This window comes from Dyella humicola, assembly GCF_026283945.1.
GTDB lineage: Bacteria > Pseudomonadota > Gammaproteobacteria > Xanthomonadales > Rhodanobacteraceae > Dyella > Dyella humicola.
The window spans coordinates 472,964-494,046 of record NZ_JAPDPC010000001.1; the positions used below are offsets into that span (position 1 = coordinate 472,964).

Here is a 21,083-nt window from a genome sequence, read left to right on the forward strand (position 1 = left end):
GCGATGAGCACGCCGCCGTCCTTCCCGATCACCCCCCTGCTGCCCGAGATCAGCGCCTCGCTCGCGGAACATCCGCGCCTGGTGTTGGAGGCGCCCCCGGGCGCCGGCAAGACCACGCAGGTACCCCTGGCCTTGCTCGGTCAGCCGTGGCTGGCCGGAGCCAGGATCCTGATGCTGGAGCCGCGCCGCATCGCCGCGCGTGCGGCCGCGCAATTCATGGCAATGCAGCTCGGTGAAGAGGTCGGCCAAACGGTTGGCTACCGCATCCGTTTCGAGTCGAAGGTAAGTGCCGCCACGCGCATCGAAGTGGTCACCGAAGGCATCCTCACAAGGTTGATCCAGGATGATCCCGAGCTCAGCGGTTTCGGCATCATCCTGTTCGACGAATTCCACGAGCGTCATCTCGCTGGTGACCTCGGCGCCGCCTTGGCGCTCGACGTGCAAGGCACGCTGCGACCCGACCTGCGCATCATGGTGATGTCGGCCACGCTCGACGGCGAGCGCATTGCCCAATGGCTGGATGCGCCACGCATCAGCAGCCCGGGTCGCAGCTTTCCGGTACGCGTGGAGTATCCACCGGCACGCGTGCAGGAAAGCCTGGAGCATCACCTCGCACGCATCGCTCGTCAGGCCTTGGAAGAAAACGGTGGCGACGTACTCGCCTTCCTGCCCGGTCGTCGCGAGATCGCACGCACCCAGGCTGTGCTCGAGCAGTCGCTTGCGCGTGACGACGTAGAAGTCGTCGCGCTGCACGGCGAACTCTCGCTGGCAGAGCAGCAGTCTGCGTTGAATCCTGCCGAGCCGGGCATGCGGCGCATCGTGCTGGCTACCAACGTGGCCGAATCGAGCGTCACCTTGCCCGGCATTCGCGCGGTCGTCGATAGCGGCCTTGCGCGCGAACCGCGCTTCGATCCCAACTCGGGTTTCACGCGGCTGGAAACCGTCAATATCTCGCAGGCCTCTGCCGATCAGCGTACGGGTCGCGCCGGCCGCGTCGCCGAAGGCAACGCCTATCGCTTGTGGCCACAAAGCAAACGCCTCGACGCCTCGCGCTCGGCCGAGATCGCGCAAGCCGAATTGTCAGGCCTGGCGCTTGAGCTGGCGGCATGGGGCATCACGGCAAACAGCGGTAGTGATCTGCCCTGGCTGGATGCGCCACCCGTCGGCGCGCTCGCCCAGGCGCGCGAGTTGCTGGTGCAGCTCGCCGCGCTGGCGCCCGATGGGCGCATCACCGCGCTGGGCCGCGAGATGCTTGAACTGGGCGCCACGCCGCGCCTCGGTGCCGCCGCCTTGCGCGCCGCACCCGAACTGCGTGCATTGGTCGCCGATCTGCTCGCGCTGATGGAAGCGCGCTCGCCACTGCGCGGCGAGCAGGCGCGCAGCGACGACTTCCGCGCGCGCGTCACCGCCCTGCATGCATGGCGCGATCGCCGTACAGCAGGTGCGCGGGGCGGTGCCGATACGGGGGCGCTGGCCGCGATCGAACAGGCGAGTAAGGGCTGGCGTCGCCGACTGGACGTACGCTCGGCCGCCAGTGGCATGCCTGATAGTCACGCGGTGGGCGATCTGCTGATGCATGCGTTCCCCGATCGCGTGGCACGCCGCGACGAGAGCAATCCGCTGCGATATACCCTGGCCAATGGCCGTGGCGCGCGTCTGCATGAAAACACCGCCTTGCATGGCGAACCGTGGCTGGTGGCGCTCGATCTGCGTTTCGAGGCGCGCGACAGCCTGATTCTGGCTGCGGCACCGCTCGATCCGCGCGTACTCGAACGTGACTATCCGTTGCAGTTCAGGCGCGAGCGCGTGTTGCGTTGGAACGACGAGCGCAATGCGGTCGAAGCCTTCGAGGAACAGCGGTACGCCGCGATCGTGCTGGAGCGTCGCAGTGTGCCGGTGAAACCGGAGGATGCCTTGCCTGCCTTGATCGCTGCCGTGCGCGCCAAGGGTATCGACGCCTTGCCGTGGAGCGAAAACGCCCGTCGCTTACGCGCACGCATGCAGGCACTCCGTGCGTGGATGCCAGAGCTTGGCCTGCCGGATATCTCGGACGCTGCATTGCTCGACACAGTCGATGACTGGCTTTCGCCCTATCTCAACGGCAAGCGCCGCCTCGATGCCTTGAGCGCGGAAGAACTCTCGCAAGCGCTCGGCACGTTGTTCGACTACGAACAGCGGCGCCTGCTCGATGCCCAGGTACCCGAAAGCCTCACGGTGCCCAGCGGCATGAGTCGTCGCCTTGAGTACGCCGAAGGCGAGCCACCCGTGCTCGCCGTGAAATTGCAGGAGCTGTTCGGCTTGGCCGACACGCCGCGTGTTGCCAACGGACGCATTCCCGTCACCTTGCATCTGCTGTCACCCGCCGGGCGCCCGATCCAGGTCACGCAGGACCTGAAGGGTTTCTGGGAGCGTACTTATCCTGAAGTAAAAAAAGAGCTCAAGGGTCGCTATCCCCGCCACCCGTGGCCGGATGATCCGTGGACCGCAGTGCCGACGCATCGGGCCAAGCCGCGGGGTACCTGACCCCGCGGCATCGATTGGCGCGCGTAGATTCGAGTCAGCGCGACCGATTCGCTTGTCACATCGCACTGTTCCGCGTAGATCCGGCCCGCGATTCCGTTTCTTATCGACGGTTCAGTACAACACGGAAGCCCTGGTCGGGGCCCGCGCCATTCGCCGCCAGGCTGCCGCGGAACGCGGAAGCGGCGCTGAAGTCGGCGCCCATCCAGCCGCCGCCCTTCCAGACTCGGCCGTAGCCACTTGAACTTCCTTGCGGATCGGTGACATGGGCCTGCAGGTCGCCGCTCCAGTCCCAGCACCATTCCCTGACGTTGCCCGACATGTCGTAAAGCCCCAGCTCGTTGGGCTTCTTGCTGCCGACAGGCTTGGGTTGATCATGATTCTGCTCGATCGCGGGCCAGCTCCACGCGCCCGATAGGTCTTCATCGCCCGAGTTTCGCCAATACCAGGCGACGTCATCGATGTCGTCGCTGCCGCTATAGGTGTAACTCTGGCTTGACTGACCACCACCTGCGGCATATTCCCATTCTGCTTCGGTCGGCAGTCGGTAACCGTTAGCCCCTGGGTTGATCGTGACCTTCCATCTTGCATGGTCGAGATAACCAAATCTCGGGTCGGGCTGATTGTTTGGGTCCTGCTTGGCCTTGTCGATGTTGTAGTACGGCCTCAAGCCCTCTTTGATGCTTCGCTTGTTGCAGTACTCGATGCTGTCGTACCAGCTCACCATTTCTACCGGCAGATTGTCGCCCTTGAATTTCGACGGGTTGCTATCCATCACGTCGAGCCACTCTTTTTGAGTGACGTCGTATTTGCCGATATAGAAGTCCGAGACGACGACACCGGTTCCGTAGTAGTTGGATGTGGTGTTTTTAAACGTGCCGCCCTTGACCCGTACGAAGTTGGCAGGCACGTCTCTCGCCGAGGCGCGGGCAACGTGGGTGATGGCCATCAAGATGGCGACCATCGCGATGGCCATAAAAACGAATGGTTTCTTCATCGAGAGCCTGCGTATTCGGGTCGACGACCCGCATGCATGTGAACGACACATTCCCGGATGAGCCGCGGCATCGGGTGTCCGCCACATCGGCGGCATCCGGCACGCGTCGAACTCTCCGAATCGCCCTTTGAAAGGCATAAAGCCGGCGGCTCGCGGCCGCCGGCTTCAGCGTTTTCAACACACCTTCACGGGACTCCTTACCACACCGTCGCGTTTACCTGGACGCTGGCGCCGTTGTATGCCTCGGTGGCCAGGATCATGTAATTGAACGTACCCATATTCATGCCCAGGCTCTTCCAGTGGCTGAAATGGTTGCCCGTGGTGACGGTGCCGTTGGCGCCGATCGATGCGCCGCCCCAGGCATCCAGGTACTGCTCGAATGTCGCGGTACCAATGATGGAGGGCTGGTTCACTTGCTGGTGTTCATACGTGCTGTAGCTGTGTCCATCGCTGGTCACACTGCCTTTATACGTGGCGTTCCCCGTATAAAGCGAACCGAACTCGGTGATGTAATATTCGACGAGCGGGTTGGTGGTCCAGCCGTAGACAGAGATAGTGTTATAGCCGCTGGCGGAGCCCACGTTGTAGCCGACGCTCATATTCCCGCCAGTACTCCAGCCCTTGCCGCCCACCACATCACTGACACCCGACCAGGTGATGGCGTAATTGCCGGCATAGGTGGAAGCCTGGGGAAACGTCATGGTGGCCGAGCCGCCACTGCTATACAGCGAATAGTAGTAGCCGTTATTCGTGCCGGTACCGTTGTTGCTTACCGACTGGGCGTTGGCTGCCATCGAAGCGCCACCCGCTATGAGGGCGCAGAGCATTGCTTTTTGAACGCGCGACGAAACGAACGTAATTGCGTGCATACGAATTATCCCCGTTCCTTGAGGGCGTGCGACAACGCCACCACAGCAAGCGCTGTAGCGCACCGACGCAGCCGTCAATTGCTTTCAAAGTAGACGCATCGCCACCCGTAACGGGCAGCCCCCGTATTACCTCCCCGGCCGATGGCTCGAAGAGCGGTGCAACACTCGGCTCAAGAGCCGATGTTGGCGCTGATCTTTGTCTCGGCGCGACGCCGAGGTAGACGTGGAACCCAGTAATGTTAGCGCTACCTTTAGTCGCGCTTGAATCTAGGCACGGCTTTTTATCGGAGTCAACGAATCGACGATCGACAGCGGCGCATCAGAGTTCAATTCGCGAACTGCGACACATTCTTGGACGTGCCGGACATCCAGTCCCCTGCGAAGTGGCGTTGCATGGGCGTCGCCGCATTCATCGGCGTGGATTCGAGGATGATTTTGAGCATCCTGTCCGGCTTGCGCGGCGCCGCGCGCTGCCGGGTTTCTTGGTGCAACCATCGGGTAGCAATACACTGCAAATCGAAAGCATGTGAGGTCGCCGGTAGTGCGATCCAATGCATTGGCTGCTTCAAGTGTTGGCGGACCAGCGCATGGGGATACTGATGAAACCGCGTTTTGTCATATCGATGGCATTGGCGATCGCTTGCCCGTGGGTGGCGCCATGCCCGGCGCAGAGTGTTCAGGCAAAAGCCGTTCATGCCGGTGGCGCCTCGACTGCGTATGGGAGCAAGGTCGGCAGGAAGGCCAGGCCCGTCCGGTCTCCATTGGATCTATCGCTGAGCCGGTGGCCGCCATCAACGTCGATATCCAGCCAGGGGTATCACCCACCGCTGATCGATCCTCTGTATAAGGCAGGCCGACTCGACGCGGGTCTCCCGGCTGGCTCGGCGTACCTACGGCCCAGCTTGCCGTTGTTCGCGCCAGCGGGCCCAACGGGGTTGGTGAAAGCTTCCAGAGCCGCGCTTGATTTCGCTGCGAGAGCGGTCTTGTCCATTGCCGAGTTCCGACGCGGCAATACGGCATGGCAGCCTACATCGCCCACTCCAATCTACATTGCGGGCGATTACCCGACCGCGCGAACAGCCGCTGCTGCGAGTTGCCAGGCCAGTGCACCCGCAGTCGCTGGCGCCTCATGTCTGGGCTACTCGCAGCCTGTTTGGCCGCCTTGAGAAATCCAGGAGGCTGCCCGCTTGGAAACTGCAATAAGGCCACCGTTCTAGCGTTGCAGGCGGCGTTGATCCAAGCCAAGTTTCGGTCGCGATCGCTTTGGGTCAGCACTGGCGACCATCATTCACGCGTGTAGACTCCGACGAAGTCACCGACGTCCCCAGCGGTGCCGGGCAGGATCCTTGGCTTGGCGCGCCACTGACAGCAGAGCGTTTCCTCCATCCGAGAGGTACTCCATGTTGATGCGATGTGTTGCCTTCGTGCTTCTCTTTATGATGCTTGCGCCCGTATCGGCAAAGGACGCTCCGACACCTGCGCCCAACATCACGGTGAAGGCCGATGCCCAGCGCACTACGTCAACGGGGACGCAGTTTGTCGTTCCGGCGGATTGGACGATTCACACGCATGGCAACAAGATCACGCTGAATCCGCCCGAGCCCGGCTCGCAGGTGGTGCTGGTGGATGTGAAGGCGGCGGATGTGGACGCGGCGGTGGCCGCGGCTTGGAAGATCTATGGGCCCGCCAAGACCTGGCCGCTGCATGTTGCTACCGACAGTGCACCGCGCGACAACTGGGACCAGATCAAGGTTTATAACTACGAGACCTCGGCCAACGACAAGCGCGACGTGACGGCGATTGCGTACCGGCGCGATGGTGCCTACACCGTGCTTATCTATGACGTCGCCAATGCGGTGGGCGAGAAGCGCGCATCGCAGCTGCGCGCCATTTCGGATCGCTTGCTGCCGAAGGGCTATAAGCGCGAGACGTTTGCCCACAAAAAGGCACATCCCCTGGATGTCGAGCGCGTCGAAGCGCTCAAGGCGTTCGTGGAAGAAGCGCGCAAGGCCTATGACGTGCCGGGCGTGGCCATCGGCCTGATCGACCACGGCAAGGTGGTCTTCGCGGGCGGTCTTGGCGTGCGCGAGATCGGCAAGCCCGAGCCGATCGACGCCGATACGCTATTCATGATTGCCTCGAACACCAAGGCGCTCACCACGCTGATGCTCGCGCGCGAGGTGGACCAGCATCGGTTCGATTGGGATACGCCGGTGACCCAGGTGATGCCATCGTTCAAGCTTGGGGATGCCGACACGACGCGCCAGGTGCTGATGCGCCACCTGATCTGCGCGTGCACAGGCATGCCGCGGCAGGACATGGAATGGTTGCTCAATAGCCGCGATGCCACGCCGGACACCGTGTTGAAGGCACTGGCCGGCATGCAGCCGACGAGCAAGTTTGGCGAACTGTTCCAGTACTCCAACCTGATGGCCGCCGCCGCCGGCTACATCGGCGCGCACGTGCTGTACCCGCATATGGAACTCGGCGCGGCCTACGATTTTGCCATGCAGAAACAGGTGTTCGATCCGCTGGGCATGCACCTGACCACGTTCGATTACGATCGCGCGCTGCTTGCCGATCATGCGACGCCGCATGGCCTGGATGTCGATGGCCATACCGCCGTGGCCAATATGGGGATCAACAACTCGATTCGTTCGGCGCGACCGGCAGGTGCCGCCTGGAGCGCCGTAAGCGACATGCTGCGCTATATCCAGATGGAGTTGGATAACGGCCTGCTTCCGGATGGGCAGCGCTACGTGTCGGAGGCTGCGTTGCTGGAGCGGCGCAAGGCGAATGTGGCCATGGGTACGACGGCCAGCTACGGCATGGGGCTGATGGTCGATCACACCTGGGGCGTGCCGGTGGTCCATCACGGCGGCGACCTGACGGGATTCCACTCCGACATGTTGTGGTTGCCGGAGCAGGGCGTGGGCGCCGTGATCCTCACCAACGCCGATGCGGGCGTGTTCATTCGTGGCCCGTTCCAACGCCGTTTGCTGGAGGTGTTGTTCGATGGCAAGCCGCTGGCACAGGGTGACATCGATGCCGGCGTGAAGCGGCTCAAGGCGCAGATTGCGGCGGAGCGGAAGCGCTTGACGGTGCCTGCCGATCCCGCCGACGTCGCCAAACTGGCGAACAACTACCAGAACGCGGCGCTTGGTAGCATCCAGGTGCAGCACGACGACAAGCATACCGCGTTCGACTTCGGCGTCTGGCATAGCGACGTTGCCTCGCGCAAAAACGACGACGGCTCCGTCTCGTTCGTGACTATCTCACCGGGCGTGGACGGATTCGAATTTGTTGTTGCCGGCAAGCCCGACGGCCGCAAGCTGGTGTTGCGCGACGGGCAGCATGAGTATGTTTACGACGCGGTGAAGTAGGTGCGTGCCCCTGCTCGTCATTCCAGCGAAAGCTGGAATCCAGTGACCTTGCTCGGCCCTCAAGGCACTGGATCCCAGCTTTCGCTGGGATGACGCTTGTTGACGGTCCTCTTAGGTGGTCGAGGTAATACGTGATGTCGAAGCTCATCAAGCCGCTATGTGTCGTCGCAAGCTTGCTCGCCGCATCGACCGCCTCCGCGGACACCCTCAACGTGCCGCAGATTCAACTGGCCGGAACCATCAAGCAAAACTATCAGTGCGACGGAGGCAAGTCGCTGCAGGTGACCTACCTTAACGCCACGAACGGCCAGAGCTTTGCGTTGCTGGCCGTCGAAGGCAAGCCGCTGCTCTTCGTCGATACCATCGCTGCTTCGGGTGTCAGATATCAGGCGGGTCGCTACGTATGGTGGAGTAAAGGCAATAACGGCGACCTTTACGATGCCATGCAGGGCGTGGGTGCAGCGCCCATAGTAGCGGGCTGCTCGGCGTCGCCATGAACCCACGCGTTCCGCACTAGCCGCGCGTGAAATAGGCGAATGCCTGCTCGACGGCCGCATGGGCATCTCCGTCGATGATGGCGTTATGGGCCACGACCACGCGGACGAAAGGCCACGCGAGAATGCGCTCGGCACTGGCACGCGCAGCGTGACGGTCCTTGACGACCAGGCGAATGGTTCGCGGTACCGCCAGTCGGTTCCTGACGTCGGTCAGCGCTGCGAAGGCTCTCGCCGTGAAGGGCAGATCACCTTGCCACCATTGGCATAGGTCGGTGACGATGAGGGTGCGCGACGCTTTGTGAAACCACACGGTTTCATTCCCGAGTGGAATCCCGTCGAAAAAGATCTGGTCCAGCTCCTGCGCCCATGCGGGCTCGGGCGATCGGCTGAGTTCGCGCATGCCCCGCAGATCGGGTCGCTTTTGCAGTAGGCCGGGAGCGCCGTACAAGCTGGCATCGGGAAATGCCGCAAGACATTCCGTGGCGAACAGATGATGGGTCTTACTGGGCGCGACGATGTAGCGGACGGTGCCTATCTCGGCGAGTTGCTGACGAACCTCCGGCGATAAAGGCACCGGAGAATGCAGCCACAGCGACCCGTCGCGAAGCCGCACAACGGTCATGCGCGACGATACGCGCAGGCCACTCACCACGAAGTCATGTTGCACGTGCCAGAGATCGGCTGTGATCGCCTCGAGCATGATGGTTTCGCCTCCTGTCTGCGTGCCGATGGCGCAAAGGGCCGCACCACCGTATCCGTCGTATCCATACCGATAGGTATGTAGACTCGCATTCGGGTTCGCCAAGGTCAATACCTATGGGTATGGTTGTCGATGGATGAGAGGAAGAGCAGACAGGATTGGTTGGCGGCGGGATTGCGTGCGCTTGCGACGAAAGGTCCAGACGGATTGCGCATCATGTCGATCGCCAAGCAACTCGAAGTGACGAAGGGCAGCTTCTATTGGCACTTTTCGAGCCTCGATGCCTATCTCGAAGGCCTGTCCGACCATTGGGAGCAGAGCCATACCCAGGAGGCGATTGCCTGCGTCGAGAGGATGGGCGGCGATGCACAGACCAAGTTGCGTCATTGGTTCATGGGGGCGGCGGCATCGGATCTGGTACTCGATCGAGCGATGCGATCGTGGTCCTTGGTGCATGCCAAGGCCGAGGAAGTGCAGAAGCGCGTCGACCAGAAGCGCACCGATTATCTGGTTGCACTGCTGCGAGCCGCAGGCCGGAGCAAAAACGAGGCCTCGACCCTGGGTCGCTGGTCGTATTGGGCCTTTGTCGGCTACTCAACTCTGGAGGGGCAGGCCGTGAGCGAAAAGGAAATCCGTCTGATTCTGTCGGTACTGGCACCCAATTAAGTTTTTCATAAGCCGCCTGCCGGATAATCAGCTGACCGCCCGGGCAGTTACGCTTCCGGCGAGGCGGCAGGAGCCATACCTACGTGCACATCCTTCTTGTCGAAGACGACGCGCATCTGGGCGACGCCATCCAGCGCGCGCTGGAGCGCCTGGGCTATACGGTGTCGTGGCTGCGGGATGGCCGCTCGGCGTCCAGTGCGATCCGCGACCGGACGGCGGATCTGATCCTGCTTGACCTGGGTCTGCCGGGTCGTGATGGCATTGAGGTGTTGACCGAGGCGCGTCGTGCACGCATTGAGACGCCGGTGCTGGTGATGACCGCGCGTGACGGCCTCTCCGCGCGTGTCGACGGCCTCGATGCCGGTGCCGACGATTACATGATCAAACCCTTCCATGTGGAAGAGTTGGCCGCGCGTATTCGTTCTTTGAGCCGGCGCATGCGCGGTCTGGCCGTAAATCGCATTGACGTGGGCGCGCTGAGCCTGGACCTCGGTACGTCGGAGGTTACTTTTCGCGGTGATGCGGTTGAGCTGACCCGGCGCGAGTTCTCGCTCTTGCAGGCGCTGATGGAGAGCGCGGGGAAACTGGTCCGGCGTGAGAGCCTTGAGAACTCGCTGTACGGCCTGGATCACGTGGTCGGCAACAATGCCCTGGAAGTGCTGGTGCATTCATTGCGGCGCAAATTGAGCTTCGAGACGATCCGCAATGTGCGCGGCTTTGGCTACATGATTCCACGGGACCCGAAGTGAGGGCGGCCAGCCTGCGGGAGCGACTGCGCTGGTTGATTCTTGGCGTGATCGCCGTGGTGCTGTTGCCGCTGGGTGTCTACAGTTTTCGGCGCACGGTTCACGAAGTGGGTGAATTGTCCGATGGCCGCCTCGCGCAATCGGCGCGCACCTTGCAGGTGTTGATCGAGAACGGCGGACTGTCGGCGCTGCAAGGTGGCGAAGCGGGTCGTGTGGTGGTGGTGCCGATTGCCGCCAAATCCGTGCAAGAACGCGTGTTGCATGGTGAAACCAACGAGTCGGAAGTCGGCTTCCAGGTGTTCGATCGTCACGCGCAGCCATTGCTGGTCACTGCCAACCTGAGCGCCTTGCCCCCTCCAGCGGCCGACGGCGGGGGCTTTCGTGACCTGCAGATCGGGCACTACCGCTGGCGCGTGTTCACCCTGCCACCGAACGCCGATGGCATCGTGATCCGCGCGGCCGAGCGTTACGACAGTCGCAGCGACATCACGGTGGCGCTGTGGCTTGAGCACGCCTTGCCGCCCCTGGTCGCGCTGCCGGTACTCGCGCTACTGGTCGGCTGGGCGGTGCGACGGGGCCTGCGGCCGCTGGACGTATTGGCCGAGCGGCTGACCGCGCGCCAACCAGGCAGCCACGACACGCTGGAAATCGCGCAAGCGCCGCGTGAGCTGGAGCCGGTAGTGACGGCGCTCAACGAACAATTTGCACGCCTTGAAGATGCTCTCGAGCGCGAGCGCCGTTTCAGTGCGGACGTGGCGCATGAACTGCGGACGCCGTTGGCGTCGACCATGATCAATCTTGAAAATGCCGAGGCGAGCCGTTCCACCGGGGAAGCGGATGTCGCGCTTGCGGGCGCCCGCCAAAGCCTGGCCGCGCTGGCCAGGCGAGTGGAACAGCTGTTGTCGCTGGCGCGGCTGGAGACGAGCTCGCGCGTGGGGCATCGCGCCGAGATCGACCTGGTGGATGTTGCCACCACAGTCATCGAAGAACTTTCGACGGTGATTGGCGATACCGATGTCGAGCTGGACGTTGCGCTGCCTGCCGAGCGCCTGCCGGTGTCGGGCTATGAGGTGGCGTTGGCTGCGTTGCTGCGGAATCTGCTGGAAAATGCGCTGCGCCACGTTCCTGCCGGAGGTCGCGTGCAGCTGTCGGTGGGACGCGAACGGGACCAGGCCGTCATTGATGTCATCGACAATGGCGAAGGCATCCCGCCCGAGCGTCGCGATGCCGTATTCGCACGCTTCCACCGCGAGGCCAGCAGTCGCGGCGAGGGTTACGGACTGGGCCTGTCCATCGTGCAGCGTGCCGCTCAGTTGCACGATGCTTCCATCGAATTGCTTGATTCGCCATTTGGACAGGGATTGCGTGTGCGCGTGTGTATGCCATTGCAGGATGGCGCGCAAGCGGTGGTGCCGGACTCGGTGTAACAAGCGGAGCCCCCTGAATTGGCTACTCCCCCTGCATACAGGGGCTGGAGGAGGGGTGCTACCCGCCAAGAGCACCCCTCCCCAGCCCTCCCCTGCAAAGGCCGGGAAGGGAGTCGGTGCGCGGTTCGCCATGGCCGTTTTTCCTGCAGGCGGAGTGGGGCGTTGGAGGGTGGCGTAGACACCGCAAAGTCAACGCTAAGGCAAGTCCGTTAGGGTGTGCGCTCCCCTACCGTATCCCGGGTCTTTCGGTGTTGTCTTCCAGTCATCTTCGCTATCGAAGCGTCACCGCGCATCGTTTGCCGGCGGGCATGCTGCTCGCCGCCCTGATGGCCGCGGGGCTTGCCGGCTGTGCGACCTACAAGCCACTGCCGCTGCCCACGCAGGCGGAGTCCGCCTCGTCGCTGTCGCAGTTGCAGGGTTATGCGGGCACCACCCTGCCACTGGATTCGGTGGCGCTGGAGCGTCTGGTCCTGCTGAACAACCCCGATCTGCGAACCGCGCATGCGCGTCATCAGGCGGCCCAGGCACAGCGTCGGCAGGACAGCGTGCTGCCCAATCCCGTCGTGGGCGGCAGCATCGGTTATCTGCTCTCGGGCGTCGGCGATGGCACCGCATGGACCGCTTCGATCAGCCAGGACATTGCGGCGCTGATCACGCTCAAGCCGCGCCGCGAGGCGGCCAAGGCCGCGGCCGACGAAGTCGATGCAAGTCTGCTGTGGGAGCAATGGCAGACCCTTGGCAAGGCGCGCCTGCTGGTGATCGGCCTGGTCGAAGGAGATCGCCAGATCCAGTTGCAACAGCGGGCGCTGGACGCGCTCATGCAACGCGAATCGCGTATTACGCAGCAGGTCGGCAAAGGCAATCTCGAGCGCCTGACCGTCGAGCCCGATCTGTCGGCCGCGGCCGATGCACGCGCGGCGATGGATGACCTGCAGCGTCGTCGCCTCGACCAGCAGCAACAACTGACCGCGCTGCTGGGGCTGAAGCCCGACGTGGTGGTACCGCTCGCGCCCTTGGCGCGCGCGGAGCTGGACGTGGCATCAATCGACAGCGAGGCGGCCACCATCAGCCGCCGCCGTCCGGACATGGTGGCCTTGCAGCTCGGTTATCAGGCGCAGGACGCCAGCCTGCGCGCTGCCGTGCTGGCGCAGTTTCCGCCGCTGTCCATTGGCTACGACGCGTCGCAGGACAATAGCCACGTGCGCAACGGCGGTCCGGCGGTGTCGTTCGCCTTGCCGATCTTCGACCGCAACCAGGGCAATATCGGCGTCGCCCGCGCCACCCGCGAGCAACTGCATCAGGAATACGTCACGCGCCTGGCCACATCGCGCGATGAGGTGAATGCCTTGCTGGCGCAATACGAGCAGCTGCACGCGCAGTGGCTTGCCCTCGCCCCGGTCACCGCCGATGCCATCAACGCGGCGGCCCATGCCAGAACGGCCTGGCAGGCGGGGCTGCTTGACCTTCGTAGCTACGTCGATCTCGACGTCGCCGCCATCAACCGCCAGATAGCCATGATCGCGCTGGAGCAAGCCATGCTGGAACAGCAGGCGGCGCTGGAGCTGCTGGTGGGACGCGGCATGCCAAGTTCACTTGACCAGGATGTGATCGCCCCATGATTTCCCGACTGCCATGGTTTGTTCCGGCCATCGCCGCGTTGGCGCTGGCGGCCTGTTCCGGCGGTGAGGCACCCGAGACGTCGGCGGTGAGTGCGGCCGTCTCCACCCAGCCGGTCCGTCAGGGCAGCCTGCCCGACCTGGTCGTGGCCTATGGCACGGCGGGACCCTCTGCCGACGCCGCGCTGGTGATGAACGTGCAGGCGGCAGGTCGCGTCACCCAGTGGGCCGTGACTCCCGGTACGCCGGTGAAGCGCGGGCAGCGACTGCTTTCGTTCGAGCTGGCACCCGCGGCGGTGGCGGCTTATCAGCAGGCACTGAGTGCGCGCAAGCTGGCCGAAACGCAGCGTGCCCACACGGCCGAATTGCTGGCGCAGCAGCTGGCCACGCGCGATCAGCTGGAACAGGCCGACAAGGCGCTGAAGGATGCGCAGGCCAACCTCGATGCCTTGGTCCAGCAGCAGGGCACTGCCGCGAAGCTCGAGCTGACCGCGCCGTTTGACGGCACCGTGGTGACCGTCGATGCCGCGCAGGGCGATGTGCTGCAGCCCGGGGCAGCGCTGCTGTCCGTGCATCGTGGCGACGGCCTGGTGATTACCGTGGGCATCGAGCGTCAGGCGATGGAGCGCGTGAAGGTGGGGGCCAAGGTCGATCTGACGCCGCTGGATGCCGCCGAGCCGATGCACGGCAGCGTGCGCCGTGTGGCGCGTGCCTTGAATCCGCATACACACCAGCTCGATGTGGAAGTGGTGCCGGATGGCACGCCTATCGCTGGCGAGGGCTTCCGTGCTGACATCGTGGTCGGCCAAGCGCAGGGCTGGCTGCTGCCGCGCGATGCCGTACTTGGTGATGAAGAAGACCGTTTTGTGTTTCAGGTCGCCGACGGCAAGGCCGTGCGCGTGCCGGTGAAGGTGATCGGCGAATCGGACAGCACCAGCGTGGCCACCGGCAAGCTCGATGCGCATCGTCCGTTGGTCACCGTGGGTGCTACCCAGCTCGATGACGGCATGGCGGTTCGCGTCGAGGCGCCGGGCGCTCATCCATGAATAGCTCCACCTTTCTCGCCCGGCATGCCCGGGCCATCGTGATCGTGGCGTTTGCGCTGGCACTTGCCGGCCTTGCCAGCGCCTTCACCTTGCCGGTCGGCTTGTTTCCGCAGGTCTCGTTTCCGCGCGTGGTGGTGGATCTGGATGCTGGCGATCGCCCGGCCGACCAGACCTCGCTGCTGCTGACGCGACCCGTCGAGGAGGCGATTCGCACGGTGCCCGGCGTGGCCGGTTTGCGTTCGGAGACCACGCGCGGTTCGGCGCAGATTTCCATCGACTTTGGCTGGGGTCGCGACATGGTGGCGTCGACCCTGCTGGTCGATTCGGCCATCGCGCGCGTACTGCCAAGCTTGCCACCGGGTGCGACTTATAACGTGCGGCGCATGGACCCCACGGTCTTCCCGATCATTTCCTATGCGCTGCAATCGGACACCATGTCGCCGGTCGCACTGCGTGATCTGGCCCAGTATCAAATCGTGCCGTTGCTCGCCTCGGTGGAAGGCCTGGCCCGCGTCGACGTACAAGGCGGCGAAACCGCCGAGCTGCAGGTCGAAGCCGACCCACGCAAGCTCGCCCAATACGGCCTGAGCCTCGATGATCTGTCCAATGCACTGGCTGGTGCCAACCAGCTGCAGGCCGTCGGACGCTTGCAGGATCGCAACAAGCTCTATCTGGTGGTGGCCGATCACTCGCTGAAGCGGATCGAGGCGATCCGCCAGGTGATGCTGAAGAACGATCCGCATGGCTGGGTGCGTCTTGGCGACGTGGCGACCGTGCGCGACGGCTACGTTCCCCAGTGGGTCAAGGTCAGCGAGGACGGTCGTCCGGCCGTGTTGTTCAACGTTTTCGAGCAGCCGGACGGCAATGCCGTGCAGATCGCGCAGCAGGTGCGCGACAAGCTGGCGACGTTCCGCCTGCCCGCTGGCGTCAAGCTCAGGTCCTGGTACGACCAGAGCGAGTTGGTGGTGCAGTCCGCCAACAGTGTGCGTGACGCCGTACTGATCGGCCTGCTGCTCGCAGCCGCCGTGTTGCTGCTGTTCCTGCGCAATCTGCGCGTGACCCTGATCGCCATGCTCGTGGTGCCGGTGACGCTCGCGGTCACGGTCCTGCTGCTGCAGGTCATGGGCATGAGCTTCAACATCATGACGCTTGGCGGCATTGCGGCCGCCGTGGGTCTGGTGATCGACGACGTCATCGTGATGGTCGAGCACGTCGCGCGTCGTGCCGGTGCCGAAGTGGGCGGTGGTCCGGATGCAGTGCTACCGGCGGCGCGCGAATTCCTGGCGCCACTCACGGGCTCAAGCCTTGCCACGTTGATCGTGTTCATTCCGCTGGGTTTGCTCAGCGGCGTCACGGGCGCCTTCTCCAAGGCCTTGTCGGTGACCATGGCCAGCGCGCTCACGGTGTCCTGGCTGGTGGCCGCCTGGGTGGTGCCGCCGCTGTTGCGTCGGCTGGTCGACTTCACGCAGTGGCGGGACCCGGGTTTCAGTCACGAGAAGTGGCTGGCACGCACCCACGCCGCGCTTTACGACGGTCTGGCGCGCCGCCCCGCGTGGCTGCTCGCGATCGTCATTCCCTTGCTGATCGTGGGTGGCATCGCTTTTACCCGCGTGTCGACGGGCTTCATGCCGGCCGTCGACGAGAGCGGCTTCGTGATGGACTACTACACGAAACCCGGTACCTCGCTGCCCGAAACGGCACGCCAGATCAGCCAGGTGGAGGCCATCCTGCGGCGCATGCCCGAGGTCGACACGTTCTCGCGCCGCCTCGGCACGGGTCTGGGTGGCGATCTGGGGCAGTCCTATCACGGCGATTTCTTTGTGCGGCTCAAGCCCGGGCATGAGCGTTCCACCGAGGACGTGATGAGCGACGTGCGCGCACATGTCGAGCAGGAAGTTCCCGCTGTGGACATCGAGCTGGCGCAGCTGATGGAGGATCTGATCGGCGACCTCACCGCGGTGCCGCAGCCGATCGAGATCAAGCTGTATGCCGCGCATCCCGAGCAATTGGTGCCGCAGGCCGAAAAGGTGGCCAAGGCGCTGGCCGATATCCCCGGCGTGGTCGACATCAAGGACGGCGTGCAGCTGGCCGGCGACGCGTTGAACGTGGATGTCGATGCCGACAAGGCGACGCTTGAAGGCATGACCGTGCAGGCGATAACCCAGGCGGTGAACAACGCGCTCACTGGTGTCGTGGCGACGCAGTTGCCGTCGGCGACCAAGAGCGTGGGTGTGCGCGTGCGCATGCCCGATGCGACACAGTTGCGCATTCCTCAGTTGATCGCGCTGCCGATCAAGGCACCGGATGGCCATGTGTTTCCGCTGGGTCGCGTCGCGTCGGTCACCGCCGTCACCGGTCAGCCGCAAATATCCCGCGAGAACCTGCAACAGATGGTGGCCGTCACTGCGCGCATCGAAGGACGCGGCATTGGCGCCAGCGTCGCCGACGTGAAGAAGCTGCTGGCCCAGCCCGGCATGCTCGATGCCGATATGCGCTATGAACTCGGCGGCTTGTACGAGCAGCAGCAGATCGCGTTTGTTGGCCTGAGCAAAGTGTTCCTGATGGCGCTGGTGGCGGAGTTCGTGCTGCTGCTGTTCCTCTATGGCCGCCCGGGACTGGCCCTCATCGTGATGGGCTGCTCGCTGTTCTCGGCCACCGCGGTGTTCATCGCGCTGTGGCTGTGCGGGGTGGATCTGAACATCACGGCGATGATGGGCATGACCATGATCATCGGCATGGGCACCGAAATGGCGATCTTCTACGTGTCCGAGTACGTCACCCTGTCACGCGAGATGTCACCGTTCGAGGCGCTGCGCGTGGCCAGTCGTGACCGACTGCGGCCGATCACCATGACGACGCTGGCGGCAATCCTGACCTTGTTCCCGCTGGCGCTCGCGCTGGGGCAGGGGGCAGGCATCCAGCAGCCCCTGGCCATCGCCATCATCGCGGGCCTGACCCTGCAGTACCCCTTGGTGCTGCTGGTGATGCCGACGCTCATCGGTCTCACCTTGGGCCGCAAGCATCGCACCGCCGGGCCATGACCTTCATGGCCCGTCAGGGACGCGTAAGCAAGGACTCGGGTTTGATCGACGCAAGCTCCCTGTGAAAGACTAATAAGTCTGTAAGCGAGGCAGTGCAAGATCCGCTCATGAATTCCAGGCTTGGTCGTCTCGGCACGCTGCGGGTCTCGCCCGCGCTGCTGATGTTGTTGCTGCTGCCGTTGTTGACGGTGTTGCCCGCCGTGCCGATCGACGAGACGCGCTATCTGAGTATCGCCTGGGAGATGCGCCAGAGCGGAAGCTGGATCACCCTGCACCTCAATGGCTTTCCGTACGTCGACAAGCCGCCACTGCTGTTCTGGATGATCAATGCCGGCTGGAGCGTTCTAGGCATCTCGCTATGGTCGGCGCGCGCCATGGTGCTGCTGTTCGGCATGGCTTGCGTCGAGCTGTGCCGGCAGCTGGAACGCCGCCTTGCGCCGGACGCCTCGGGGCAGGCGGCATGGCTGCTGATGGGTTTCATCTTCTTCGCCATGTTCAGTGGCGTGGTGATGTTCGACGTCACCTTGTGCTTCTGCGTGTTGCTTGGCTTCCTGGCCATCGTCACCTATGTGCAGACCGGCAACCGCGCCGCGCTGCTCCTCCTCTTCGTCGGCAGTGTCCTGGGCGTGCTGGCCAAGGGGCCGGTGGCCTTGCTGCACCTGGCGCTACCGATCCTGGCCGCGCGCTGGTGGTCGGCCGCTGAGCGGCCCGTGTCCTGGCGCAAGGTCATCACGATGGTGCTGGTCGCGGTGCTGGGCGGATTGCCCGCGCTGCTCTGGGCCTGGGCTGCCGTGCATAACCTCGATGCTACGGACGCGCATAACCTGTTGCTGCGGCAGACGGCGGGCCGCGTGGTGGAGAGTTTTGCCCACAACCGTCCGTTCTGGTGGTATCTGCCGTGGGTGCCGGTGCTGTTGTTGCCGTGGCCCATCCTCTTGCGCTGGCGCCGCGTGACGGCGGTTGCAGGTGAGCGATCCGGCTCCGCCGCGGCGCGCTTCGGTCTAAGCGCTTCGGTACCGGCCTTGTTTGCCTTCTGTCTGGTGAGCGGCAAGCAGCTGCACTATCTGCTGCCTCTGCTACCCGGGGTGGCCCTTCTGTTGGGCGCGTGGCTGCGGCGCGACGCCGAGCTGCTGTCGTCCCGGCGCATGTGGACCATGGTGGTTGTGTTCTCCGCCCTATGGCTGTGGTCGAAATTCGGCCGGCCACCGATGTCGATGGAGGACACCCACGGAGATACGGCCATCTGGCTGCATCTGTTGTCGGCGTCGCTCATCGCGCTGGCTGCGCTGTACCTGCTGCTTAGCCGCCACGAGCGTGCGGAGCGGCGGGCCACCGTTGCCATGCTGCTGCTCACCATGGCCTTGCTGCCGATACTGCGCTTGCAGGTGCTCGGTGCGATGGACCTGACCGGCATCGCGCAACGTGTGGCCAGCTTGCGCGAGCGCGGTGTTCCCATCGCACGCTCGGACGACGAGCCCGGACTGATCACGTTTCTGGCCCGGCTGCCCGAGCCACTTGCCGCGGCGGAAGATCCGATGGCGTGGGCTAAGCAGCACCCCGATGGTTATTTTCTCTTCTACGCCGGTCGCGGCAGAGTGCCTTCCGACGTCGAAGACTCGGCAAAGTTCGCCAATGGATGGGTGAGCCTGGTGTCATCCCGGGCCGCGTTGGCCAATCCCCAACTTTTGAGTCGCCCACCCAAATCGGTGCGTGGCTTGGACGTCAACTGACGATGCCGGTATGCGGCGGCAAATTACCGAGGTCGTTGTTCACCACATGCCGGTCGGTGTCGGCCTTGGGCTCGACTGAAACATCGCCGATCTCGCCATAGACCACGCGATTGCGTCCATCGCGCTTGGCGCGGTAGAGCGCGTTGTCGGCATCGATCATGAGCTGGCGCAACTCGTAACCGCTGCGGTCGGTCGAGGCCACGCCGAAACTCGCAGAGATCGCCACGTCGCGGGTCTCTCCATTCACGGGCGTCGCGGCAATAGCCAGGCGAATGAGCTCAGCCTTTTCTCGAGCCTGCGCCGGTCCGCATTCGGGAAGAAAGATCGCAAACTCCTCGCCGCCCAGGCGCCCGAATACATCGCGCCGAAGCAGGTGCGCTTGGCACGCGGCCACGGTGCGCTTGAGCACCATGTCGCCAACGCCATGTCCGTAGGTATCGTTGACCAGCTTGAAATGGTCCAGATCCATCAGGATAAGGCAGGCGCTCCGGGTGGACTTCGCTGCCTGCCGCAGCGCCAGCTCCGCGGCGTCGACAAAGTGCTGCCGACTGTAGATGCCGGTCAGGCTGTCCTGTTGCGCCAGTCGCATGAAGCGCAGCTGAGAGCGTTTGAGGCGGAACAGCCATAGTCCAACGGAAGCGAGAAACATCAGCAGCAAGGCGATATAAAGGCGACCGTTCTCCACGGCCTTGCGGTCCAGTTCGCGCTGAAGCTGCAGGATGCTGTTCTGCTTGTTCAGCGTTTCGACTTGCAACTTGTTGGCGAGCAGTTGTTGCTTGACCGTCTGGTAGGCAAGCGCGCGTGCACGGATATCGTTCAAGTAACCCTTGTCTGCCTCCATGAATTTTTCATGGTAGCCCAGCGCGGCGCGCACATTGCCCTGTTGCGATTCGACAAGATAAAGAACTTCATAGGCCTGGCTCAGCGATTCGGCGTACTCGCTCTTGACGGCGTCATCGATAGTGGCGAGCGCAAACTTCCGGGCCTGAGCGGCGTCCCCTGCGCGCAAATATGCCTTGGCGAGCAGCGTGTCGAAAATGGCGATTTGTGCGGGGTAGCGGTAACTGCGAACGTCGGCGTAATTGCGTTGAAGCAGCGCAATGGCGTCGCCGTAGCGGCCTTGTTGGATCGCGAGGTCGGCAATATCGGCTCTTCCCGCGTTCGCAATCAGGTTCTCCCCGGCTTTCACGCAAATGTCGATGCCGTCCTGAAAAGGAGGAGGTTCGACGTTTGCACCACTTTTGCGAAACTGCGCATGCAGTTTCAGATACGTGCCAATGCACTGATGCCTCTGCAGCCGGGTGTCATCGAGCATTTGCTGGGCGTAGCTGATGGCCAGATCATATTGGCCCGCCGTAGTGAGGAACTGCGAAGCCTCGACCAGAGCTTGATAGCGTGCTTCGTCATCGCGGATGCGGGGCAGTTGGTCAATCAGCTGACTCAGTTGGGAGAACGCATCTTCATATCGATGCGCGATACCGAGAATGTTTATCCGTGTGGCCGTGGCGCGGAAGCGCAGCGTGTCATCGGGGGATTGCTCGATGATGGCACTCAGCAATGGTCCCGCAGCGTCGTATTTGCCTTCGTAAGCCACTTCCCATGCATCGAGGTAGCGAAGGTGCCATTGCTGCGTTGTAGTGAGCGTTGCCGCATCCCGGTCGAGTTGCGCCAGTAGTTGTACAAACGTCGGGTGGTTGGACGTCTTGATGCTATCTGCGTGATCGAGTTGCTGGGACGGGTCAGTCGATGCGGGTAAGGCCGCAAAGGCCGTACCCGCAGAGAAACTCAGGAGCAGACATGCGCCTGAAAGGACCAACCGGCTTATCCTGCCGGCGCGACGCATGG

The 21,083-nt window shown here is 63.4% G+C and carries 15 protein-coding genes; 10 read left to right on the forward strand and 5 right to left on the reverse strand.

Annotation, left to right across the window (positions count from 1 at the left end):
• The first annotated feature begins 3 nt into the window (after positions 1 to 3).
• Positions 4 to 2,523, forward strand: coding sequence for an ATP-dependent helicase HrpB (gene hrpB, locus OUZ30_RS02005; RefSeq protein ID WP_266180491.1), 2,520 nt, complete (start codon positions 4 to 6; stop codon positions 2,521 to 2,523).
• 100 nt (positions 2,524 to 2,623) lie between these two features.
• On the opposite strand, the gene OUZ30_RS02010 is transcribed toward hrpB, so the two are convergent.
• The 3 genes from OUZ30_RS02010 to OUZ30_RS02020 form a co-directional block, all read right to left on the reverse strand.
• A complete protein-coding gene (locus OUZ30_RS02010) occupies positions 2,624 to 3,496 on the reverse strand; it encodes a formylglycine-generating enzyme family protein (RefSeq protein WP_266180492.1) in 873 nt (290 codons plus the stop codon).
• A 218-nt stretch (positions 3,497 to 3,714) separates the two neighbouring features.
• Positions 3,715 to 4,311 carry a glycoside hydrolase family 11 protein gene (locus tag OUZ30_RS02015; RefSeq protein ID WP_266180493.1) on the reverse strand — a complete coding sequence of 199 codons (597 nt, stop codon included), beginning with the start codon at positions 4,309 to 4,311 and terminating at the stop codon, positions 3,715 to 3,717.
• 401 nt (positions 4,312 to 4,712) lie between these two features.
• Positions 4,713 to 5,081: a hypothetical protein gene (locus tag OUZ30_RS02020; RefSeq protein ID WP_266180494.1), complete on the reverse strand. Its 369-nt coding sequence runs from the start codon at positions 5,079 to 5,081 to the stop codon at positions 4,713 to 4,715.
• A gap of 705 nt (positions 5,082 to 5,786) precedes the next feature.
• Between OUZ30_RS02020 and OUZ30_RS02025 the strand changes: the two genes are divergently transcribed.
• Together OUZ30_RS02025 and OUZ30_RS02030 are read left to right on the forward strand one after the other, a co-directional pair.
• Positions 5,787 to 7,769, forward strand: coding sequence for a serine hydrolase domain-containing protein (locus tag OUZ30_RS02025; protein WP_266180495.1), 1,983 nt, complete (start codon positions 5,787 to 5,789; stop codon positions 7,767 to 7,769).
• Positions 7,770 to 7,903: 134 nt separating this feature from the next.
• Complete coding sequence (locus OUZ30_RS02030) at positions 7,904 to 8,266, forward strand: MliC family protein (RefSeq protein WP_266180496.1); 363 nt, start codon at positions 7,904 to 7,906, stop codon at positions 8,264 to 8,266.
• 16 nt (positions 8,267 to 8,282) lie between these two features.
• Here OUZ30_RS02030 and OUZ30_RS02035 read toward each other — a convergent pair whose 3' ends face one another.
• Positions 8,283 to 8,966 (reverse strand): DUF4336 domain-containing protein, encoded by a 684-nt coding sequence (locus OUZ30_RS02035; protein WP_266180497.1) that lies wholly within the window; start codon positions 8,964 to 8,966, stop codon positions 8,283 to 8,285.
• Between the two features lie 132 nt (positions 8,967 to 9,098).
• Between OUZ30_RS02035 and OUZ30_RS02040 the strand changes: the two genes are divergently transcribed.
• The 7 genes from OUZ30_RS02040 (at position 9,099) to OUZ30_RS02070 (ending at position 19,238) form a co-directional block, all read left to right on the forward strand.
• Entirely contained in the window at positions 9,099 to 9,632 is a 534-nt protein-coding gene (locus tag OUZ30_RS02040) for a TetR/AcrR family transcriptional regulator (RefSeq protein ID WP_266180498.1), read from the forward strand.
• An 83-nt stretch (positions 9,633 to 9,715) separates the two neighbouring features.
• Positions 9,716 to 10,381, forward strand: a complete 666-nt coding sequence (locus tag OUZ30_RS02045; RefSeq protein WP_266180499.1) for a response regulator — start codon at positions 9,716 to 9,718, stop codon at positions 10,379 to 10,381.
• Positions 10,378 to 11,805: a sensor histidine kinase gene (locus OUZ30_RS02050; protein WP_266180500.1), complete on the forward strand. Its 1,428-nt coding sequence runs from the start codon at positions 10,378 to 10,380 to the stop codon at positions 11,803 to 11,805. Before OUZ30_RS02045 ends, OUZ30_RS02050 begins: the two co-directional genes overlap by 4 nt.
• A 248-nt stretch (positions 11,806 to 12,053) precedes the next feature.
• Complete coding sequence (locus OUZ30_RS02055; RefSeq protein WP_266180501.1) at positions 12,054 to 13,424, forward strand: TolC family protein; 1,371 nt, start codon at positions 12,054 to 12,056, stop codon at positions 13,422 to 13,424.
• Positions 13,421 to 14,467 (forward strand): efflux RND transporter periplasmic adaptor subunit, encoded by a 1,047-nt coding sequence (locus OUZ30_RS02060; protein WP_266180502.1) that lies wholly within the window; start codon positions 13,421 to 13,423, stop codon positions 14,465 to 14,467. The genes OUZ30_RS02055 and OUZ30_RS02060 overlap by 4 nt, the downstream gene beginning before the upstream one ends.
• Positions 14,464 to 17,508 (forward strand): efflux RND transporter permease subunit, encoded by a 3,045-nt coding sequence (locus tag OUZ30_RS02065; protein WP_266180503.1) that lies wholly within the window; start codon positions 14,464 to 14,466, stop codon positions 17,506 to 17,508. The genes OUZ30_RS02060 and OUZ30_RS02065 overlap by 4 nt, the downstream gene beginning before the upstream one ends.
• A gap of 107 nt (positions 17,509 to 17,615) precedes the next feature.
• Positions 17,616 to 19,238 carry an ArnT family glycosyltransferase gene (locus OUZ30_RS02070; protein WP_266180504.1) on the forward strand — a complete coding sequence of 541 codons (1,623 nt, stop codon included), beginning with the start codon at positions 17,616 to 17,618 and terminating at the stop codon, positions 19,236 to 19,238.
• On the opposite strand, the gene OUZ30_RS02075 is transcribed toward OUZ30_RS02070, so the two are convergent.
• Positions 19,231 to 21,054, reverse strand: coding sequence for a tetratricopeptide repeat-containing diguanylate cyclase (locus OUZ30_RS02075; protein ID WP_266180505.1), 1,824 nt, complete (start codon positions 21,052 to 21,054; stop codon positions 19,231 to 19,233). The two genes, OUZ30_RS02070 and OUZ30_RS02075, sit on opposite strands and share 8 nt — an antisense overlap.
• Positions 21,055 to 21,083 lie beyond the last annotated feature (29 nt).